The organism is Paenibacillus lentus (assembly GCF_042714055.1).
In the GTDB taxonomy this organism is placed as follows: domain Bacteria; phylum Bacillota; class Bacilli; order Paenibacillales; family Paenibacillaceae; genus Fontibacillus; species Fontibacillus lentus_A.
The window spans coordinates 520,384-542,491 of the sequence record NZ_JBHGVC010000004.1; the positions used below are offsets into that span (position 1 = coordinate 520,384).

Genomic DNA, 22,108 nt, shown 5'->3' on the forward strand with positions numbered 1-22,108 from the left:
TGTACTTCGAAACAGTGATAACAACCTAGAACTAGATTGCGTGAAGCTGTATGCTGAATGGGTTACTAGATGGCTAATTCGCACCCAGACTACTGGGAAATGTCCGAAACATGATAATGCCATCACCTTTTGTACTGGAAAGTCTAACGACTCGCTTTCTCGAAACTCGTTAACCTGTAAGAACCGCAGTATACGGTTCCGCATACTACGGTGGGGTAGATCAGGGGCTAGCCGTCCCCACCCACTCGATTCCTACTATACATTTACTCGTACTGATATCCGATATATCTAATATATATTTAAATTTATTAAGGGTGTGGGTGTTATGAAGGTAGCGATTGATCAGCAGACCAAACAAATTCTTGATTCGACAATTAGTAAACTGGACGAATGGTGGAAGAAATCTATTGCTTATATTTCAGAAAATCAAAGATATATCTACAATGTCGAAATAGATGGGATTATTTTATATGATGGTTATGAAGACTATATTACCGAAAATATTAACAAAATAAACGAGATTAAAGTTAATACATTGTCAATAGAAGAGAGTATTTTGAATACTGAGAAAACAATAGATGAATACCTTGATCGGTTTATTCCTACTGCAAACAGAATTACAGAACAATTGTATGGGAAAATAGACCTGAGACAACGTGATTTATTTTCTAAGTTGGTGCAAGGCCTTGATTGGATAATACAAGCGATGGAGTTTAACCGTACACTTAATGCTAGGATAAATACAACAAGTTCTTCTTATTCTTTGGGGGTAAAAATATTTGATTCCTTAACAAGCTGCGTTGGAGAAATTTATAAAAGTATTATACAAGAAGACTTCGTTTCAGTAGGTGATGTACTAAAATATGAAGTAATTCCTTTGTTAGAGAAATATCGTGATCGAAATAAAAAGAGTGATTTGATATGAATATATATGAGCAGAATGTAGAGTTTTTAAAGAGGGAATATCCAGAAATTGCCGCCCTAATCGAAGGTTATAAAGAAGATGGTGATTTTGAGACCGTAATGACTAAAAACGGTGAAGTGAATCTAAAACTAACTGTTAACAATAAATTATATTTCTTGCATAGCAAATACAATGCGAAGGAAGAATCTGTGAAATGGCTAGAAAGTGTAAAAGAAGAAATTAATAAGAATGGGCAAATATTATTATTTGGAACTGGAATGGGGTATTTTTTAGATGCTGTTATAAAATACTCAAATGCAACGCATGTAATAGTATATGAACCGAATATTGGGATTTTTAATCAGATGATACGTTCAAAAGATATTCGGTGTCTACTATCTGATGATAGAATTAAGATGCTCGCTGTAGGTTGTCATGAGTATGTAATAGCTCAAATTGCACATTCAATTTTAAAAATGTTTGCAGATTCTATATCTTTGATTACTACTCCTATTTATTTGCGAATATTTAAAGAAACATATAAGCAATTGCAAATGAGTATATTAAGTGAAGTAAACAATGATGCATCTAATTTGCAAACGTATCAAATGTTTCAAAAGACTTGGCTTAAAAACATATTGTTCAATCTTCCCTATACAATTAATCACCCAAGCGCAACCTCACTTAAGGGATCTATTAACGGTGGGATAGTAATTATTGTGGGGTCGGGTCCTTCACTCCAGAAAGATATACATTATTTAAAAAAGATAAGGAATAAGTGTTTTATTATTGCAGCGGGATCCAGTATACAAGCTCTGCAATATTTTGATTTAGATCCAGATTTAGTAGTGACAATTGATGGAGGCATTCCTAATTACAAGGTTTTTAAAAATATTGATACATCTCGAACTCCATTGCTATTTACTACTCAAGTTCATCACAAAATAGCTGAAGTATACCGGAACGATTTGCTGTATGCTATGTTTTCTAATGACCAAGTTAGCGAATATATGCTACGAGAACAACAAGTTCTCACAATGAAGTCCTCATCTTCTGTAACAGGTACAGCACTTCAATTGGCGGCATATATGGGGGCTAAAGAAATCATTTTGATGGGGCAGGATTTATCTTATCCTGAAAAAACGTTTTATACTCCAGGTGTAAATCATATTACAGAGGAAAGGAAGCAAGAAGTTTTAAATAGTGCTACAGAATGGGTAGAAAATGTAAATGGTGGTATGAATCCCACAACTAAGGCAATGGAAGTAACTAGAAAGGACATTGGGCAAATTGTAAAATTACTTGCCTTCAAAGGATTAAAGGTTGTAAATTCTTCAGATGGTGGAGCTGTAATTGATGGGGCAAGTTGGATTTCTATGAAAGAAAAATTCATTGAATTAGAAGCTTTACCTGATCATAGATTTAATATTAATGAAAAAATATTACCTCCTACAATAGAGGAGCAAAATAATTTATATCAGTCCTATGTCTTAAGGTTTAATTGTATACTTCAGGAGTTAGAAGCGATGAAGAAGAAGTTAAGCCGGTTAGAAGTTAAATTGAACAAATTGAATAGAGACCTTAAAATTGTTATTAATGTTAACCAATCTCTGCAAGAAATTAATAATGACTGGCAAATAATTACCTCGGAGGAATTGTTTGTAAAATTCTATTCATATGGACTAGCATATAATATAAATAAATACATGAAGATGGTTCCACTAATTGTTGAGACTAAAGAACCTTTGAGAAAAGCGAAGCTAATTTCTCAATATTTGGGGGATTTAGTAAGGGAAATGGTTGTATTTACTCCAGAATTAGAGGGATTATTAATCCAATCTCAAAATCGTTTAAATGTCTTTGCAGTGAATAACAGATTAGGTGATGCGAATAATGAACGGACAATTTAAAGACGCTAAGATTCTAATTGTGGGTGGTACAGGAACCATAGGTCAAAGTTTGCTTCAAGAGATTCTTAAGGATAACCCAGAAGTTGTTCGTTTGTTTAGTCGGGATGAATTTAAGCAATTTCAATTACAGCAAGAGTATAAGGAATATACTAACATTCGATATCTTATTGGCGATGTACGTGATTACAATCGACTGGAAAGAGCTATGCAGGACATTGATTATGTATTCCATACTGCTGCAATGAAACATGTACCTGCGTGTGAATATAACCCTTTTGAAGCTGTACAAACTAATGTTCTGGGCACGCAAAATGTCATTCAAGCAGCATTAGCATGCAATGTTAAGAAAGTGATTTTTACGAGCACGGATAAAGCAATTTCACCTACAAATACTTACGGAGCATCAAAGCTCATGGCTGAAAGGTTAATTACAGCTGCTCAATATCAGGCAGGTTCAAAACAAACCAAGTTTGCTGCTGTTCGTTTTGGTAATGTTATGGGATCGAGAGGGTCGGTTATCCCGCTTTTTAGATGGCAGATCGAAAATAAGAGAAAGATAACTATAACAAATAAGCAAATGACACGTTTTATGATGAGTTTGGAAGAGGCGACCGAGTTAACTTTGAAGGCGGCACAATTGGCTCGTGGGGGTGAAATCTTTGTTCTCAAAATGCCAATAATTCGACTCAATGACCTTGCAAACATAATTATAGATAATACTTCAATGTATTTAGGAATAAATTCTGATTCAGTAGAAATTGAAGAGATGGGACTAAGACCGGGTGAAAAAATGTATGAAGAGCTAATGACTGAAGAGGAGTCTTATCATGCATATGAAACAAAGGAAATGTATGTGATCCCTAATGTATTTCTTAATGAGAACTATGATGATTTGCAAAAAGCACAACATCAAAGCTACAGTTCTTGCTTTTCTAATCCCATTGAGTATGGTGATCTCTACGATCTTCTTTTAAAGGCAAACTTATTATATCAGAATACACTGTCCTCATCTTTAAGTCGTAAATAACAAAAGAATAGTTAGCGGGGTGATTTTATGCATGTTTTGTGCGTCGGAGCAGGACTAGAGCAACTTCCTTCCATTATTACTGCTCAAAAAATGGGGCTGAAAGTAGTCGCTGTGGATAAAAATCATACAGCTATAGGATTGAAACAAGCGGATATTGGTATAGCTGTAGATATTGCTGAAGAGCAGCAAGTCATAGAAGTTGCTAGGCAGTATAATGTGGTAGCAGTTATACCCGCACCGATTGGAAGATATCTGACAACAGTGGGGGGCGTGAACGATGCTCTCAATTTGAAAGGGATTTCGAGTACAGCCGCCGAGTATTGTACAGATAAAGTGAAGTTCCATTCGATAGCTTTTAGTAATGGAATACGGAGACCGCGTCAGTTTTTTGTTGGCGATAGATTTATGTTACATGAAGCAATACAAGGATTTGGTTTTCCCTGCATTATAAAACCGAGATTTGGATCCGGCAGTAAAGGCGTTTTTGCAATCCTCAATCCAAATGAGTTAGATAAGACCATTCAACAATTTTTTGAAGAACCTTATGATAATATTATTCTGGAGGAATTTATAGAAGGAAATGAAGTAGGTTTTGAAGGGGTAGTACAAGATGGGAATTTAATATTTCACTTGTTTCGTGATAAAAAACAAACAGAACTACCCTTTAGAAAAACATTCGGTTCTGTTACACCAGCAAGGTTACCTCAATCTATTGAGTCAGAAATATGTTGGCAAGTAAATAAGTGTATTGAAGTAATTGGCTTAAAAGATTGTTTGATTAATGCTGATATCATAGTTAATCAACAAACTAAAAAAAGCACCATTTTAGAGATCACAGGAAGACCAGCAGGCACTTTTATTGCTAGTGAAATGATTCCACTGGCTACTGACTTTGAGTTTTTAGAGACAGGAATTAAAATTGCATTGGGGTTTCCTGTGGAGATAAGAAAGAATACCGAAGTAAAGCCTACAGCAATGAGACTGTTATATGATGACATAAAAAGATTGCCGAAGAAGACCGAGGATTTGGTTAGAAAAAAATTTCCAGGACTTCTTCGTTTCTCAACAGGTGGCGAATATGACATCGACGTCACCCCCATTAAGTATATGATTACGACAGGTGCATCTATTGATGAGGCTCTTTTGGAATCTAAAAAAGTCTACAACTACATCAGGGAAAGTGGAGATGAAGGATAAATGAGTCAACAAAAAAATATTAAGGCATGGGCTAAAGTTTTGGAGAAACGTCAACTAATTTACCCTGATGAGAGAATTGTTAGTTTTCTTGCTGCCAACTATCCCGACATTGATACGAATAGTAGTTTTAAGGCATTAGATATCGGTTTTAGTTCTGGGAGACATATTGCGTTACTTCGTGATTATGGTTTTGAGACTTACGGGATCGATTATAATGCCGCTGCAGTGGACACAGTGAGTAGATTATACAACGAAAAAACCAAAAATGTGAACTTGCAGGTAGCCGACATTAGTAACTTGCCATACACTTCTGAATTTTTTGATGTTGTGATTTGTTGGGGAGCCATATTTTATAAAACAATTGATTATATTAAAAAAGATCTTGAATTGATTAAAAATCGTATGTCCAAAGGTGGAAAGATGATTATTAATTTCCGTACAAAAGACAATTGGTTCTTTGGAAAAGGGTCGGCAATAACTGAGGGAATAACTTATGAGCTTGATGCCTCAGCAGGATCATATGAAGGGATAACCTATACATTTTTAGACCAGGATGAAATAACATCTGTGATTCAGTCTGTTGGGTTTAATATTTTCAACTTTGAAAGATTGGATTTATTTAAAAATAATGCTCAAGAACAGCATAGTTGGATAATATGCTGGTTAGAGAAGCAGTAGGTGGTATATTTTGATTGTTTTACATGCTGCAGGGAATGAAAAAATTGGTATAGGGCATTTAAAAAGATGTCATACCCTAGCTAAATGGCTAAAAAAGTTTTGTAGTGAAGAAGTGTGCTTATTACTTGAATGTGAGAAGTCATTGGCCGATTTTTTTTCAAGTGAGGACATAACTATTATTACGGCCAAAAATAGAAATGAAGCTATAAAATATAGAAGAGAGCTTTTTTCTAATGGTGGGGTACTCATTACTGACTTGTTAGGACTAGATGAATTAGACAAAGTCGAGGCTCAGAATGAGGGAGTAAGGTGGGTGGTGCATCTTAATGACAACGGGATAGAAAGCTATAAGCCGGATTTAATAGTAGATGGCGATTTTGATGCTGCAAAGAAATATTCCGGAAAAAAGCTTGATGTACTGGCTGGTCCCGCTTATTTTATTATTAATGATAATATCACTCAATTGCGACCTAAAGTTGTAGAAGGCAACGGTATAAGAAAAGTACTAGTAACTTTTGGCGGTGCGGATCCGGGTAATTACACTGAGTTCTTTGCTGACAAACTTGTTGGTGTAACAACTAAAGAATTCACGTTTATTATGGGCCCAGCTTTTTCTACGAAAAGAAAAGAATATTTGAAATCCTTTATGCACAATAAGCATTACATATTTATTGATTCCCCTTCCGATATGGGGCGGTTATTGTTGGAGCATGATCTCATTGTATCTCTTGGGGGAATAACGAGCTATGAAGCGATGTGTTTAGGCAAGCTGGTTGCTACGGTAGAATGGCAAACTATGAAGAAATATGTCAAAATTCTTCAGGAAGCTGAAGTGGTTTTTAATCTAGGTGACAAGTGTGAGAGTATATCTAGGTTAATTAAGGTTATGAATACACCTTTGGAAGAATTAAGACGTATAAGTCGAAATGGATGGTTATCAGTGGATGGAGCAGGAGCACAACGAGTAGCAGAATATCTTGTCAAGCTTATAAATTCGTCCGGGGAGAGACAAATATGAAAGATGTTAGAATCGGTAAGTATTTAATTGGGGAGGATCATTCTCCATTTATTGTTGCAGAAATGTCTGGGAACCATAACCAGTCCCTTGAACAAGCTTTGAAAATTGTCGAAGCTGCAGCCGCTGCTGGAGCTCATGCATTAAAATTGCAAACATATACAGCGAACACAATTACTTTAAATGCCCGTACAAGTGATTTTACAATCAATAATTCACACAGCATGTGGAATGGTAGAAATCTTTATGATTTATATAGCGAAGCATATACACCATGGGAGTGGCATGCTCAAATTTTTAATAAATGTAAGGAATTGGGGTTGGTTTATTTTAGCTCTCCTTTTGATGAGACAGCCGTGGATTTTTTGGAATCTTTGGATGTCCCATGTTATAAGATTGCTTCCTATGAAAATGGTCATATTCCGTTAATAAAAAAAGTTGCTCAAACGGGTAAACCTATCATTATGTCTACTGGTATGGCTACTGTGGCAGAGTTGGATGAAGCAGTAAGAGTTATTAAAGAAACCGGAAATGAAGGGTTGATATTGCTTAAGTGCACAAGCAATTATCCTGCTTCTCCTAAAAATAGTAATGTTTCAACCATTCCATACTTGAAAAAGTTGTTTGACTGTCAGGTAGGTTTGTCTGATCATACGATGGGAATTGGTGCGCCTTTGGCCGCAGTTGCTTTTGGTGCTACATTGATAGAAAAGCACTTTACTATATCAAGAGCTGAAGGTGGAGTTGATGCGGCGTTTTCCATGGAGCCTAATGAAATGCAGTCTTTGGTTATCGAAAGTAAGCGGGCCTGGGAGGCTATTGGTAAAGTTCAATTGGGACCAACTGAAACGGAATTTAAATCTAGAAATAATAGAAGGTCGATCTATGCTTCTGAAAACATTTCTATCGGAGAAACAATAACAAAAGAAAATGTCAAAATTGTACGGCCTGGATTTGGATTGGAGCCTATATACATGGATACTATATTGGGCAGAACTGCTAAAACGGAAATAAAAAAAGGAACCCCGATTAGCTGGGATTTAATCTGAAACAATTTGGAGGTAATTAAAATCTCAACAATAATTATTATTCAAGCTCGTATGGGTTCGACTCGATTACCGGGAAAAGTGTTAATGAGTCTTGGCAATACTACGGTATTAGATTATGTAGTGAAGAGATGCCAACTTATAAAAGGAGTGGATCAGGTTATTGTAGCCACAACACAGTTGGCAACCGATGACTTAATAGAAAATTGGTGTAGAGACAATAATGTAGCTTGCTTTAGAGGTTCGGAGAATGACGTATTATCAAGATATTACTATTGTGCATCTCAATATAATCCGCAGTATGTAATAAGGGTGACTTCTGACTGCCCCTTTGTTGATTATGAATTGGCAAGTAGTGCTCTAGATACCATGTTAAAAAATCCTTCAGAAGTGTTAGTCTTTGAAGGAAATTTACCCCGTGGGTTAGCAGTTGAAATTATCTCTTTTGAAGCTCTAGAAAGAATGCATTTGGAAGGGCTCGAACCCCGATATAGAGAGCATGTTACTTATTATGCTTATGAATACCCAGAAAAGTTTAAAACAACAACCTTCTTTTTGGAAGACGAGTATAACTATCCAAAATTAAGAATTACGCTAGATACGCCTGAAGATTATAATTTATGTAAAAAATTGTCATATAATGTTGAAAATAGCTTATTTTCAAGTTCTAAAAATATTATCAAATACTTGAATGAACATCCTGAAGTTGCTGCTATCAACGAACATATTAAGCAAAAGCCAGTAGTTTGAAAGTAAATGTTATTCGATGAAAGAATCAGGGGGATTAAACGAATGAATATCCTACTCACCGGCGGTGCCGGTTTTATCGGCCGTTGGGTTGCCAAGAGGCTGCTTGATGAAGGCTATAATATTTGGATTCTTGATGACCTGTCCAACGGACGGGAAGAGAATATAAGTGAATTTCGCGATCATCCTGGGTTTAAACAGTTCATTAAAGGAACGATTTTGGATGAAGCATTAATAGAAGAATTGTACGCTAAACATCAATTCAATATCTGCTATCATCTCGGGGCCTCCATCAACGTCCAGGATTCCATCGACGATCCGCGAACGACGTTCAATAACGATACAATCGGAACTTTTTATATTTTAGAACAATGTCGTAAGCATAATACTAAGCTAGTTTTTATGAGTACCTGTATGGTATACGATCGTTGCAATGACGAAGAAGGAATAACTGAGCTGCATCCAACTAAGCCAGCCTCACCATATGCCGGAGCAAAGGTAGCTGCGGAAAATATGGTGCTTTCTTATTACTACGCTTATGGTTTACCTACTGTGGTCATTCGTCCGTTCAATACCTACGGTTCTTTCCAAAAAACAGGTGGCGAAGGCGGGGTTGTAGCTATTTTCATTAAGAATGATCTTGAAGGTAAGGATCTTAATATTTATGGAGATGGTTCTCAGACTCGGGATTTACTTTATGTCGAAGATTGCGCTCGTTTCGTAGTAGCTGCTGGTTTCTCTGATGCGGTTAATGGAGAAATCGTGAATGCAGGGCTTGGTAGAGATATTACAATAAATGACTTGGCACTATTGATTTCGGGGGACTCCTCTCGGATTAAACATGTTAAGCATATCCACCCTCAGAGCGAAATTCAAAAATTGCTCTGTAATTCAAGTAAAGCCAATAAACTATTGGAATGGAAGCCTGAGGTTAGTCTGGAGGAAGGCATTAATCGGACAAGGGAATGGATCCGTAGCGGTGGCTTAGCTTAATGTGAACTAGTAAGGAGGAGCCAGGTATGTCAGAAGAATTTCATAAACGGCCATCGTATCCAGTACGGAATACTCTGCTGCCTTATGGACAACAATGGCTGGATGAAGATGATATCGAGGCTGTTGTTAATGTGCTGCGAGGAGACTTCATAACTCAGGGGCCAGCTATAGAAGCGTTTGAGACCAAAGTGGCTGATTATGTTGGAGCTAATTATGCAGTTGCTTTTACAAACGGTACAGCTGCATTACATGGGGCTTGCTTTGCTGCAGGAATTGGCGAGGGGGATGAAGTCATCACTACGCCAATTACTTTTCTGGCGAGCAGTAACTGTGTATTGTATCAGGGCGGAACTCCAGTATTCGCAGATATCGACATGGAAACATATAATATCGATCCTTTAGAGATCGAGTCGAAAATTACCGATAAAACGAAAGCAATCATCGCTGTTGATTTTAGTGGACAACCCGTAGAAATTGATCGTATATCTATGCTGGCACGTGATCATAACCTGGTGCTTATTCAGGACGCCGCTCATTCATTAGGGGCTACCTATGCTGGTCAAAAGGTTGGTTCGCTGGCAGATATGACGATGTTTAGCTTCCACCCTGTTAAACATGTGACTACAGGGGAAGGTGGAATTATTGTTACTGATAGTGAAGAGTATTATCGAAAGCTTATACTATTCCGTAATCATGGTATGACCAGAGATTCAAACATGCTTATGAAAAACGAGGGCCCATGGTACTATGAAATGCAGGAGCTCGGCTACAATTATAGAATGACAGATATGCAAGCAGCTCTAGGCTCAAGCCAAATGGATAAGCTGGATCAATTTATTCAGAGAAGAAAAGAAATTGCATTACTATATAATGAACAGCTATCTGGCTTACCTGGGATTATTTTACCGAAGCAATTGGAACAAACGCAATCAAGTTGGCATTTATATGTGACTAGATGGAACACAGAGAAATTTAGAGGGAGTCGTAAAGATTGGTTCGAGGCGCTTCGATCTGAAGGGATCGGTGTTCAAGTGCATTACATCCCAGTGTATTTTCAGCCTTACTATCAGAAGCTTGGTTACGAATGCGGCCTTTGCCCTAATGCCGAAAAATTTTATTATTCAGCAATAACGTTGCCTATATTTCCAAGAATGTCGAACTCGGATGTTTCGGATGTGGTTGAAGCGGTTAATAAAGTACGAGCGCATTTCTACCTATGCTAGCTAAATGGTCATTCCGTTTTTTGCGACAAGATTTTACAATAAATTAACAGTAAAACCTTTTCTTTTCCAATTGACACGATTTAAGCTGGAGTGGTATAGTCAGAAATGTGAGCTTGGTTACAGGATCACACTCTTATTTGATAATGAAGGGAATGTTAGTGAATGCAAGGTAAAGTGAAATGGTTTAACGCAGAGAAGGGTTATGGCTTTATCGAAACTGAGGAAGGCGCAGACGTGTTTGTACACTTCTCGGCTATTCAATCCGAAGGCTTCAAAACGCTGGAAGAAGGACAATCTGTAGAGTTCGAGATCGTTGAAGGCGCTCGTGGACCGCAAGCGGCTAACGTAATCAAATTATAATCATCCGGCAGAGCCGACCTACATATAACGGTACGATGGTTAACAATTGAAGATTCGCTAGCATAGACCCTGGGGATACCTGGGGTCTTTATTCATTAAGTATAATCTTAACTTATATTTTAGGCAGGGAGATCAATAAATTATGGCTAAAGAATATGAATTTGCTATGGCTGGTCATCCAAATATCTACAATGGGGAACATCGGGATTTGAAGGTTTATTTTACTGAGCCGGAAAATGGAGTAAATGAAGAAACTGGTTTATTATTATTTATTGCAGGCTATGGTGGAAACGCGAATTCTAATGTTTACATAAAAATGCGAAAACAATTTGCTGATACATATAATTTGGTTTGTATCCAATGCGATTATTTTGGCTATGAATTCATGCAAGCGCAAGTCCTTAAAGAGGATATTGCGAATTTCAATGATATGTCGATCATGCAAGCACTTGATAATATTACATCTGTTCTTGTTGTCATTTCTATTTTGAAGGAGAATAATCTTTCCTTTAATGAGAACAAGATCATTTCCTATGGACAATCACATGGTGGTTATCTTGCGCTTCAGTGTAATAGATTTGCACCTGATCTTTTCTCGTTAGTTATTGATAATTCCGCATATGTATATCCGGTTTATTTACAAGCAAATCGACATTTACCTTCTCAAAACTTAGTGTTTGATTACCTAGTCAAAAAAATTAACATCGATCATTCACTTTTGCATTTGCCAAGTATTTATGAGAAATTCAACAATCGAGCATCTATTGCATGTTTTCATGGCATTCATGATAGCATGGTGAGTTATTTAGATAAAGAGCGTTTTTGTAATAGTATTAATAACTGTACTTTGTATCTGATAAAAGACCCATCACTAACCGGGGGGATTTTTACATCTACCGAGCATGGATTAGGAGCTGACTTCTTGAAATTATTCGATTGGGTGATTAATAATTGCAACGTGGAAAAAGAGAAGCGATATGAATTGCCTAATGTAGATATCGAAACAAAAAAGGGGAAATATATATTCGATTATTCATCGGGATTAGTGGCGCTTGAAGTTGTATCAGAGTAAACATTTCCCCACACAAATTCGCCACACATACAAAGATCAACCCCGGCGCCATACGCTGCGAAAGTTGATCTTTTTTTGCCATTATTCTCCCGTTTACACTTTTTACATTGCCTTAACACCATGATATAATGAAGGTGCAAAGCAAAGGAGGAGTGCCCTATGAATTTTAGTATTCGAGGACAGCAAATTGAAGTGACTGAAGCACTGCGAGATTATGTGGACAAGAAGCTCAGTCGACTTGACAAGTACTTTGAAGCACCCCCTACCTCAGAAGGCTACGTCACTTTGAGTGTCGTACGCGGTTTGCATACGGTGGAGGTAACGATTCCTCTGACCGGCGTCATGCTTCGCGCTGAGGATCGTAGTGATGACATGTACGCATCAATTGATGCCGTCGTGGACAAGCTCGAACGCCAAATACGCAAGCATAAAACAAAGATCAACCGCAAGTTCCGTCAGGAAGGCAGCCTGAAGAGCCTGTTCGTAGAGAACGGTGGCTCCGTGGTCGTAGACGAAAGTGATAGCGATGATCTGGAAGTCGTCCGCACGAAGCGGTTTACAATGAAACCGATGGATGTGGAAGAAGCCATACTGCAAATGAATATGGTCGGCCATAATTTCTTTGTTTTCTCTAACATTGATAGTAAAGAATTGAACGTTGTTTATAGACGGAATGACGGGAAATATGGTTTGATCGAGCAGGATTAGTATAACGTATCCAATCATGACGATTGTATGAATGACTTGGTAATTCTTGCAATTGAACTTAAGGACACGAGCCTTATCCGCCCGCGGATAGGGCTCTTTTTAAATATCAGAACGGCATGAATTCAGAGTATGAAATGCCTGATATCACAGGAAAAGTTACCGGAAACGCGATCCGTCTACCTTGAAAGTACGTCGATCGATGTTTCTCTTATTCATAAATAGAAAGTGCTGGAAGGCCGCAGGAAACGTGATGACGCGTGTTGCGGCATGCCTTACAAACTGTTACAATTTAGGTAAATCATTTGTTTTGCCGTGAAAGGGGTTAACTATGCTAGGAATAGTGAAGAAGATATTTGGCGACACGAATGAACGTGATGTCAAACGTCTTATGAAGACGGTGGACTTTATTAATACATTGGAACCGAAATTTGAGGCGCTATCGGACGAGCAGCTGCAAGGCAAAACGGCTGAGTTCCGCGAACGGATCGAGAAGGGTGAAACGCTTGACGAGCTGCTTCCTGAAGCTTTTGCCACCGTAAGAGAAGCTTCGCGCAGAACGCTGGGGATGCGCCATTTTGACGTACAGTTAATCGGGGGGATGGCCCTCCATGAAGGCCGCATTGCCGAGATGAAAACCGGTGAAGGGAAAACATTGGTCGGTACCTTGCCGGTTTATTTGAATGCGCTCCTCGGTAAAGGCGTGCACGTCGTTACGGTCAATGATTATTTGGCTCAGCGCGATAGTGAGCAAATGGGGCAGATTTATAATTTCCTCGGTATGACCGTTGGGGTGAACCTCAGCGGAATGGAGCATGCCGATAAGCAGGAGGCTTACGCCTGCGACATTACTTACGGAACGAACAACGAGTTCGGCTTCGACTATTTGCGTGACAACATGGTTCTTTACAAAGAGCAGATGGTTCAGCGCCCGCTTTATTTCTGTATCATTGACGAGGTGGACTCGATTCTGATCGATGAGGCGCGTACGCCGCTGATCATCTCTGGACAAGCTCAGAAGTCGACGGAGCTGTATTACGCAGCCGATCGCTTTATAAAGAAGCTTGTGCCTGAAGAGGACTTTACGGTTGATATTAAAGTTAAAGCTGTATCTTTGACGGAAAAAGGAGTCGCCAAAGCCGAGCGTGCTTTCGGAATTGACAACTTGTATGATCATGCGCATGTGACGCTGAATCACCATATCGTTCAAGCGCTTAAGGCGAACGTCATTATGCGCCGCGACGTAGACTATGTCGTGACCGAGGATGAGGTGGTCATCGTCGATGAGTTCACGGGCCGTCTGATGGCTGGACGCCGGTACAGCGAAGGGCTGCATCAGGCGATTGAAGCGAAGGAAGGCATCGAGGTTCAGAATGAGAGCATGACGCTGGCCACGATTACATTCCAGAACTACTTCCGTATGTATCGCAAATTGGCGGGTATGACGGGTACGGCAAAAACCGAGGAAGAAGAGTTCAAGAAGATCTACGGTCTAGAGGTGCTTCAAGTACCTACGAACCGTCCGAATATTCGTGTCGATATGCCGGATGTTGTGTATAAGAGTGAGGAAGGCAAATTCCGGGCCGTTGTAGAGGAAATCGTGAAGCGGCACAAAGAGAATCAGCCGATCCTGGTAGGTACGGTGTCGATTGAGAACTCCGAGCTGCTTTCTGAAATGCTCAAGCGTAAAGGTATAAAGCACAAGGTGCTTAACGCGAAATATCACTCGGAAGAGGCTGAAATTATTTCTCGTGCAGGCGAGCCGGGTTCGGTGACGATCGCCACAAACATGGCAGGTCGTGGTACAGATATCCTGCTTGGTGATGGCGTATCGGAAATCGGCGGATTGCATATCATCGGTACTGAGCGCCATGAGTCGCGACGGATCGATAATCAGCTTCGCGGACGTGCGGGCCGTCAAGGCGACCCGGGCTCCACACAGTTCTACTTGTCGCTGGGCGATGAACTGATGAAGCGTTTTGGCGCGGATAACGTGCTTAATATGATGGAGCGCCTCGGGTTTGAGGAGGATCAGCCGATCGAGAGCAAGATGATCACTCGTGCGGTCGAATCTGCCCAGAAGCGGGTAGAAGGAAACAACTTCGACGTGCGTAAAGTCGTCCTGCAATATGACGACGTTATGAACCAGCAGCGCGAAATTATTTATAAACAACGCCGTGAGCTGCTCGAATCCGATAACATTAAGCAAATCGTTATTGATATGATTAAACCGGTCATCGAGCGGGTAGTTGAAGCGCATACGGCTGATGAAATTCCGGAGAACTGGGAGCTGCAGGACGTAGCTGACTATATGAACGCCAAATTGCTGGATGAAGACGCGATTGCAAAAGATGACCTATGGGGCAAAGAGCCGAATGAAATGATCGAGTTTATTTTCGACAAAGTGATGACCAAATACGATGCCCGCGAGGAAGCGCTCGGGCCGGAAATGGTTCGCGAATTCGAGAAGGTTATCGCACTTCGTGCCGTTGACAGCAAGTGGATGGATCATATCGATGCGATGGATCAGCTGCGTCAAGGCATACATCTTCGTGCATACGGCGGAACAGATCCGCTTCGCGAATATCAATTCGAAGGCTTTGAAATGTTCAATCAAATGGTAGCCAGCATTCAGGAAGAGGTTGCCACATATATTATGAAGGCACACGTCGAGAGCAACCAGGAGCGTCAGGCGGTCGTGGACGAGAGCAAAATCTCAACTAGCGGCGAGCCGGCTGAGAAGCGCCCGATTCAGCGCGGCGAGCAAATCGGCCGAAACGATCCATGTCCTTGTGGAAGCGGCAAAAAGTACAAACATTGCCACGGACAGAACGCTTAAGCTTGCCAAGGATTTAGCATAGCCATAGGAAAGCATTCCATTACTAAGGCTGAAGGGTATTGCTTCTGTCAGAGGCATGGAGCACACCTTAAAGTACAATTGGGAAGGTGAATGAACAACGATGATCGACCCGAGCATCAAGCAGGATATGCGTGAAATCGCGAAGAAACTATCCAATCTTAGGGGGTCTCTTTGACTTAGATCTCAAGCATGAAATGATTGCCAACTACGAGGATAAGATGGCGGCCCCCGATTTCTGGGACGATAACGATAAGGCTCAGGCCCTTATTGCCGAGCTGAATGCCATCAAGTCCTCGGTAGATCAGTATGAAGCTCTGCAGCAGGAGTACGATGATATGGCGTTGATGGCCGAGCTAGCCGAGGAAGAGGGCGACGAAGATCTTGCAGCCGATATCGGAGGCTCCGTCGAAGCCTTGCTGAAGAAGCTGGAAGATTTCGAGCTCCAGCTTCTGCTCAGCGCACCATATGATAAAATGAACGCGATTCTTGAGCTGCATCCGGGAGCGGGAGGCACTGAGTCGCAGGACTGGGGCCAGATGCTGCTTCGGATGTATACTCGCTGGGCGGAGAAGCACGGCTTCAAGGTCGATACACTCGATTACCTGCCAGGTGACGAGGCGGGAATCAAGAGTGTTACTCTGCTGATCAAAGGGTATAATGCCTACGGCTACCTAAAGGCAGAGAAAGGGGTGCATCGCCTGGTGCGGATCTCCCCGTTCGATTCCTCAGGAAGAAGGCATACCTCTTTCGTATCCTGTGACGTCGTACCGGAGATTACGGATGATGTCGATATTGAAATTCGGACAGAGGATCTGAAGATTGATACGTACCGGGCTAGTGGAGCCGGAGGGCAGCATATTAATACGACGGATTCCGCGGTACGGATTACTCACTTGCCTACGGGAATCGTCGTGACGTGTCAGAACGAACGATCTCAAATTAAGAACCGCGAGCGGGCGATGACGATGCTCCGTTCCAAGCTGTATGAGCGCAAGCTGGAGGAGCAGCAGAAGGAGCTGGACGAAATTCGCGGCGAGCAGTCGGATATTGCCTGGGGCAGCCAAATCCGTTCGTACGTATTCCATCCTTACAGCATGGTCAAAGATCACCGTACCTCGGTGGAGACTGGAAATGTGGGAGCCGTCATGGACGGGGAGCTTGATCCGTTCATCGATGGATATCTGCGCAGTCAAATCCGGACGGAACCTCAAAATTGATTCATCGATTCAGAAATGAATTCCTACACTAGCATAAACATATGCGTGTAGGAATTTTTTTGGAGTAAAGTAAGGAGGAGTATTGTGTCACCTAATTCAAATAAACGCAGACCCACGGATTACTTTCCAATAGATGGCCCATTCCGACATACGTTGGATACGCTGATGATTTTGACCGGGTCATTTATTACGGCGATGGCCTTTAACTTGTTTTTGGTGCCTAGCGGTATCGCCTCGGGCGGTGTTTCCGGGCTATCCATCATTGCTAAGTCGCTTTTTAATATCGAACCGGCCTACACCCAATGGGCACTGAACATTCCATTATTTACCTTAGGCTACTTACTGCTAGGTCGAAACTATGCGCTTCGTTCATTGCTGGGTACAGTAGTTCTGCCGCTGTTTGTCTTTTTGTCCAGAGACTGGATTGCGCCTACGACGGATCCGCTGTTGGCCTCTCTGTATGGGGGGATTGGCGTCGGGCTAGGTCTGGGTCTCGTTTTTCGGGGGCGAGGATCGACCGGAGGATTAGCAACTCTAGCGCAAATCATTCAGAAGTACAGCGGTCTCAGCCTGTCGCTCTGCGTGGTGCTGATGGATGGATTGGTCATTGTGCTGGCAGGTATCGTCTTGTCGCCGGAACGGGCGCTTTACGCTTTGATCGGTCTATACATTACAGGCAAGTTCATTGACGTGGTGGAACTCGGATTCAACTACACGAAGGTAGCCTATATTATCGCCGATAAAACGGACGAAATAACGAATGGGATCCTGCACCATCTGGATCGGGGGCTAACCAAGCTGTCTGCCCAAGGTGGTTATACCGGGGATGACAGAACGGTATTAATGGTCGTGGTCGGGCAGAGCGAAGTGACCCGCCTCAAGACGTTAGTCCAATCCATTGAGCCTACGGCATTTGTGATCATTTCGAATGCTCATGAAGTGCTGGGCGAAGGATTTTCACTGGGAAGACGCAATAAACAAAATAAATGAGATGTGGACAGAATCCGGGCATATAGCATGTGCTCGGGTTCTTTTTTTTGTTGAGAGGTATTGGTCAGATGCTAACAGATGTAGGACTCGGGTTTGTTAGAGGCAAAAGTACATATGTCAAAAGGAGATCAAATTGGTTACCATGGGATAGCATCTCCGATACGCCCTGCTCCAACTAGATAGATTCTAATAAAGTCCTGTAAGCTCGATAAGATCCGATAAAAGGAGAAAGATTCATTATTCCTGTTAAGACCCAATAAGCTGTTCATATAGCGGATGCACCGATCCGCCGAAATCGATGCAAATGTTAACTGGACTTCATGTATTTAAATGAGGGGGTAACCACTGAAATACACAATTAAATGGATTTCCTGCAGTTAAAAAATGAACTTTAACAGTAGTAAGGCGAAAAGGGATGATTTAGAAACACAAAATCCAGCTAATCTGCGTAAACCGTCCCATGAACCGAAAGTAGATACACAAAATCCAGTTAATCAAAAACAGCAAATCTAACGTGGAGTTACTTTTTGAGAAATTGGGCTCCCAAACCTGATAATCGCTAATTACTCATACGCATTCCACTGACAATTTTTGCTGCAATAAATAATTATGCAAGCCAGTTGTATTTATATAAGTATAATCGTATAATAATACATATTTTACTTTCGGATAGCAAGCTAGCAGGGAACGCCAAGAGACATACCGAAATTGTAGGGAGAGGAAAGAGAGGTTATGGCTGTGACGAATAACGTAAACGGAAACGGAAATGGAAATGCGAACGGACATGCAGACAAAGTAAAAGTGGCTATCGTCGGTTCTACAGGGTATGGAGGGGTGGAGCTGATTCGTTTTTTATTGGGACATCCGCAGGCGGAGATCGTCTCCGTCATCTCGGCTTCAAGCGCGGGAGTGCCTATTACGGACGGATTCCCTCATTTATCGGACATTTTAGTACGGGATTTGGATGGAGTCGATCCAGCCGAGATCGCCAAGAAGGCGGATGTCGTATTCACGGCAACGCCTTCCGGGGTGAGCAGCAAGCTCGTGCCTCAATTGTTGGAGACGGGCGTCAAGGTCATTGACCTCTCTGGAGACTTCCGGATCAAGGATGGCTCGGTCTATGAGGCTTGGTACAAACATGATGCTCCAGAGGCGCACGCGCTGGAACAGGCGGTGTACGGATTATGCGAAATCTACGGCGACGATGTAGGCGGCTCGGAATTCATTTCGAATCCGGGCTGCTACCCGACGGCGACGCTGCTGGGCTTAATTCCGGCTTTAAGCGCGGGCTGGATCGATCCGGCCACAATTATTATCGATGCGAAGTCCGGGGTCTCCGGCGCGGGCCGGGGCACTAGCCTGATGACGCATTATGCGGAAATGAATGAAAATTTTAAAGCTTATAAAATTAACAAGCACCAGCACATTCCGGAAATTGAGCAAAGTCTGGCTCAAATCGCGGGAGAGCCGGTGACAGTAACCTTTACGACTCATCTGGTACCTATGACGCGGGGGATTATGTGCACGATGTACGCCAAGTTGAAAGGCGCTTATACCGAAGAGGATCTTACCGAGCTGTATCGTCAGTATTATGAAGGAAGACCGTTCGTGCGGATCCGGGAGGCAGGCAAATGGCCGGCAACGAAGGAAGTGTTCGGCTCGAACTATTGCGATATCGGTTTTGCGGCCGATCATCGTACAGGAAGATTAACGATCGTATCCGTTATTGATAATGTGGTAAAAGGTGCGGCAGGTCAGGCCATTCAAAATTTGAATCTAATGATGGGTTGGGATGAAACGACAGGACTGAAGCTAAGTCCGGTTTATCCGTAATAACGAGGGGAGAGCGTCATGGGAGAGGTTACTAAGTTCACGGTAGTTAGAGATGGTACAGTTACAACGCCGCTAGGATTTCAGGCAGGGGGGCTGCATTGCGGTCTGAAAAAAACATCGCGCAACGATCTGGGCGCGATCGTATGTGAAGTTCCTGCTGTAGCAGCGGCTGTGTATACATTGAATGTATTCCAGGCCGCTCCGCTCAAGGTGACGCGCGAAAGCCTCGCCTCGGGCAGCCAGCGCCTGCGGGCGATCGTCGTCAACAGCGGCAACGCCAATGCTTGCACAGGCAAGCAGGGCGAGGAGGATGCCTATGCCATGCGCTCAGCGACGGCCGAAGCCTTCGGACTTCGTCCCGAGGAGGTCGCCGTGGCGTCCACGGGTGTCATTGGCGAGCTGCTGCCGATGGAGCGGGTGAATGCGGGAATCCAAGAACTGCCGGCCGTGTTGACGGGCGGAGCCGATGGCGCCGAGGAGTTCTGCCAAGCGATTCTGACGACGGATCTCGTCAAGAAAGAGGTCTGCGTGAAGCTGAACGTGAATGGCCGGGAAGTGAATATCGCCGGAGCGGCCAAAGGCTCGGGGATGATTCATCCGAACATGGCGACCATGCTCGGCTTTGTAACGACCGATGCCGATATTGAGCCTCAGGCTCTGCAAGGACTGCTCGGGCGGGTGACCGATGCTACCTTCAACATGATTACGGTGGATGGGGATACGAGCACGAATGATATGCTGTTAGCCATGGCGAGCGGGCTTGCGGGCAATGAGACCTTGACGCCGCAGCACCCTGACTGGGAGAGCTTTGCAGCGGGCTTTGGCTACGTATGCGAGGTTCTCGCCAAGGCGATTGCGCGAGATGGGGAAGGTGCATCGCGGCTCGTAGAGGTGAACGTGGAGGGCGCGGTCAGCGATCTGTCGGCCAGGGCCATTGCCAAGACGGTGATCGGCTCAAGCCTGGTGAAATCGGCTGTATTCGGCGCCGATGCGAACTGGGGCCGCATTATCGCGGCGGTGGGCCGCGCCGGCGAGCCGGTAAACCCGGATACGGTAGATATTTCGCTGGGCAGTATCAATGTGCTGACGGGCTCCCGTCCGATTCCTTTTGATGAAGAAGAGGCGCTGGCCTACCTGCAGGGGGATACGGTGGTTATCCATGTACATCTGCATCACGGGGAAGGCCGGGCCACTGCCTGGGGCTGTGACCTGACCTATGACTATGTCCGAATTAACGCGGCCTACCGTACTTAAGAGCGGAAGTTCAAAAGGCGGAAGATCGAGGTTTTATAAAAACGACGCATAGAAAGAAATGAGGCTTTTAAGGGCTAAGAAGAAATAATGAGCCCATAAAGAAGCTGTAAGCAAACTTTTTATTAACGAAATATATGGGAAGATCCCATGAGATTCGGAGAGGAGTTTTGGAGTGATGAGGACAGCGTTGAATAACAACAAGACTACAAACAATCAGCCTGCGGCAGGCGGTACGTTCGTCATGAAGTGCGGAGGCAGCACGCTCGCAGAGCTTCCGGATTCCTTTTTCGAGGATCTGGTTAAGCTGCAGGAGAACGGGGTTAAGCCGATCATCGTTCACGGTGGCGGGCCGGCGATTTCCGACAATCTCAGCAAACTTGGCATCGAAACCAAATTTGTGAACGGTCTGCGGTATACATCCGAGGATGTGCTTGATGTCGTAGAGATGGTGCTTGCCGGGAGCATCAATAAAGGTATCGTGCGGCGCATCGGGCAGTCCGGAGGCAAGGCGCTGGGCTTGTCCGGCATAGACGGCCAACTGATTACCGCTCAGCCGGTGGCTGCGAGCGCCGAGGTAGGGCTTGTCGGTGACGTCACCGAGGTAAACGCCGCGTTGATCGAGGGCGTAGTGAAGCTCGGCTTTATGCCGATTATTGCTCCGCTTGGCGTGGATGCCGATGGACAGCGTTATAATATTAATGCGGATACGGCGGCCGGAGCGGTAGCGTCAGAGCTCGGAGTGGAGCGGATGATCGTCGTGACCGATGTCCCGGGAATTCTGAAAACCGTAAACGGGGAAAAAAGAGTTCTACCGTCGGTGACGGTACAGGAAATTGAAGACATGATCCAAACCGGGGAGATTTACGGAGGCATGATTCCGAAGGTGCGAGCGGCCATTGCCTGCATTCATGGCAAAGTCCAAGAGGTCATCATCGTGGACGGCAGCGAGCCGGGCATTTTAAGCCGTGTGCTTGCCGGCGAGGAAATCGGAACTAAAATCGTGCGGATGCAGTAGCCTGCCTTTCTGGTCTGCGTTATAGTTAATAGAGTGAAATAAGAGAGTTGATCTAAACGATA

The 22,108-nt window shown here is 43.0% G+C and carries 19 protein-coding genes; all 19 read left to right on the top strand.

The features are described from left to right. The first annotated feature begins 325 nt into the window (after window positions 1-325). The 19 genes from ACE3MQ_RS12215 (at window position 326) to argB (ending at window position 22,046) form a co-directional block, all read left to right on the top strand. Window positions 326-925, top strand: a complete 600-nt coding sequence (locus ACE3MQ_RS12215; RefSeq protein WP_379392886.1) for a hypothetical protein — start codon at window positions 326-328, stop codon at window positions 923-925. Next, window positions 922-2,814: a motility associated factor glycosyltransferase family protein gene (locus ACE3MQ_RS12220; protein WP_379392887.1), complete on the top strand. Its 1,893-nt coding sequence runs from the start codon at window positions 922-924 to the stop codon at window positions 2,812-2,814. Before ACE3MQ_RS12215 ends, ACE3MQ_RS12220 begins: the two co-directional genes overlap by 4 nt. Further along, window positions 2,798-3,841 (top strand): UDP-N-acetylglucosamine 4,6-dehydratase family protein, encoded by a 1,044-nt coding sequence (locus ACE3MQ_RS12225; RefSeq protein WP_379392888.1) that lies wholly within the window; start codon window positions 2,798-2,800, stop codon window positions 3,839-3,841. Before ACE3MQ_RS12220 ends, ACE3MQ_RS12225 begins: the two co-directional genes overlap by 17 nt. A 27-nt stretch (window positions 3,842-3,868) precedes the next feature. After that, on the top strand, window positions 3,869-5,038 hold the full coding sequence (locus tag ACE3MQ_RS12230) for an ATP-grasp domain-containing protein (RefSeq protein WP_379392889.1): 1,170 nt from the start codon (window positions 3,869-3,871) through the stop codon (window positions 5,036-5,038). Continuing rightward, window positions 5,039-5,716, top strand: coding sequence for a class I SAM-dependent methyltransferase (locus tag ACE3MQ_RS12235; protein WP_379392890.1), 678 nt, complete (start codon window positions 5,039-5,041; stop codon window positions 5,714-5,716). Between the two features lie 10 nt (window positions 5,717-5,726). Then, complete coding sequence (locus ACE3MQ_RS12240; RefSeq protein ID WP_379392891.1) at window positions 5,727-6,734, top strand: hypothetical protein; 1,008 nt, start codon at window positions 5,727-5,729, stop codon at window positions 6,732-6,734. After that, window positions 6,731-7,780 (top strand): pseudaminic acid synthase, encoded by a 1,050-nt coding sequence (gene pseI / locus ACE3MQ_RS12245; protein WP_379392892.1) that lies wholly within the window; start codon window positions 6,731-6,733, stop codon window positions 7,778-7,780. Before ACE3MQ_RS12240 ends, pseI begins: the two co-directional genes overlap by 4 nt. 21 nt (window positions 7,781-7,801) lie before the next feature. Further along, complete coding sequence (locus tag ACE3MQ_RS12250) at window positions 7,802-8,527, top strand: cytidylyltransferase domain-containing protein (RefSeq protein WP_379393097.1); 726 nt, start codon at window positions 7,802-7,804, stop codon at window positions 8,525-8,527. 42 nt (window positions 8,528-8,569) lie between these two features. Beyond that, window positions 8,570-9,517, top strand: a complete 948-nt coding sequence (locus ACE3MQ_RS12255) for a dTDP-glucose 4,6-dehydratase (protein ID WP_379392893.1) — start codon at window positions 8,570-8,572, stop codon at window positions 9,515-9,517. A 26-nt stretch (window positions 9,518-9,543) separates the two neighbouring features. After that, window positions 9,544-10,740, top strand: a complete 1,197-nt coding sequence (gene pseC / locus ACE3MQ_RS12260; protein WP_379392894.1) for a UDP-4-amino-4,6-dideoxy-N-acetyl-beta-L-altrosamine transaminase — start codon at window positions 9,544-9,546, stop codon at window positions 10,738-10,740. A gap of 162 nt (window positions 10,741-10,902) precedes the next feature. Then, window positions 10,903-11,100 (top strand): cold shock domain-containing protein, encoded by a 198-nt coding sequence (locus tag ACE3MQ_RS12265; protein ID WP_155612535.1) that lies wholly within the window; start codon window positions 10,903-10,905, stop codon window positions 11,098-11,100. A gap of 142 nt (window positions 11,101-11,242) precedes the next feature. Beyond that, window positions 11,243-12,172: a DUF2920 family protein gene (locus ACE3MQ_RS12270; protein ID WP_379392895.1), complete on the top strand. Its 930-nt coding sequence runs from the start codon at window positions 11,243-11,245 to the stop codon at window positions 12,170-12,172. A gap of 159 nt (window positions 12,173-12,331) precedes the next feature. After that, on the top strand, window positions 12,332-12,880 hold the full coding sequence (gene hpf / locus ACE3MQ_RS12275) for a ribosome hibernation-promoting factor, HPF/YfiA family (protein ID WP_379392896.1): 549 nt from the start codon (window positions 12,332-12,334) through the stop codon (window positions 12,878-12,880). A gap of 328 nt (window positions 12,881-13,208) precedes the next feature. Further along, window positions 13,209-15,716: a preprotein translocase subunit SecA gene (gene secA, locus ACE3MQ_RS12280; protein WP_379392897.1), complete on the top strand. Its 2,508-nt coding sequence runs from the start codon at window positions 13,209-13,211 to the stop codon at window positions 15,714-15,716. 121 nt (window positions 15,717-15,837) lie between these two features. Continuing rightward, window positions 15,838-16,954, top strand: a protein-coding gene (prfB, locus tag ACE3MQ_RS12285; protein ID WP_379392898.1) for a peptide chain release factor 2 whose coding sequence is annotated in 2 segments (ribosomal slippage) — window positions 15,838-15,909 and window positions 15,911-16,954 — 1,116 coding nt in all. Because the reading frame shifts where the segments join, the coding sequence is not laid out codon by codon here. Window positions 16,955-17,038: 84 nt separating this feature from the next. Continuing rightward, window positions 17,039-17,944, top strand: coding sequence for a YitT family protein (locus ACE3MQ_RS12290; protein ID WP_379392899.1), 906 nt, complete (start codon window positions 17,039-17,041; stop codon window positions 17,942-17,944). Window positions 17,945-18,676: 732 nt separating this feature from the next. Next, window positions 18,677-19,777, top strand: a complete 1,101-nt coding sequence (argC, locus tag ACE3MQ_RS12295) for an N-acetyl-gamma-glutamyl-phosphate reductase (RefSeq protein ID WP_379392900.1) — start codon at window positions 18,677-18,679, stop codon at window positions 19,775-19,777. An 18-nt stretch (window positions 19,778-19,795) separates the two neighbouring features. After that, entirely contained in the window at window positions 19,796-21,031 is a 1,236-nt protein-coding gene (argJ, locus tag ACE3MQ_RS12300; RefSeq protein WP_379392901.1) for a bifunctional glutamate N-acetyltransferase/amino-acid acetyltransferase ArgJ, read from the top strand. Window positions 21,032-21,206: 175 nt separating this feature from the next. Then, window positions 21,207-22,046: an acetylglutamate kinase gene (gene argB, locus ACE3MQ_RS12305; RefSeq protein WP_379392902.1), complete on the top strand. Its 840-nt coding sequence runs from the start codon at window positions 21,207-21,209 to the stop codon at window positions 22,044-22,046. Window positions 22,047-22,108: the final 62 nt, after the last annotated feature.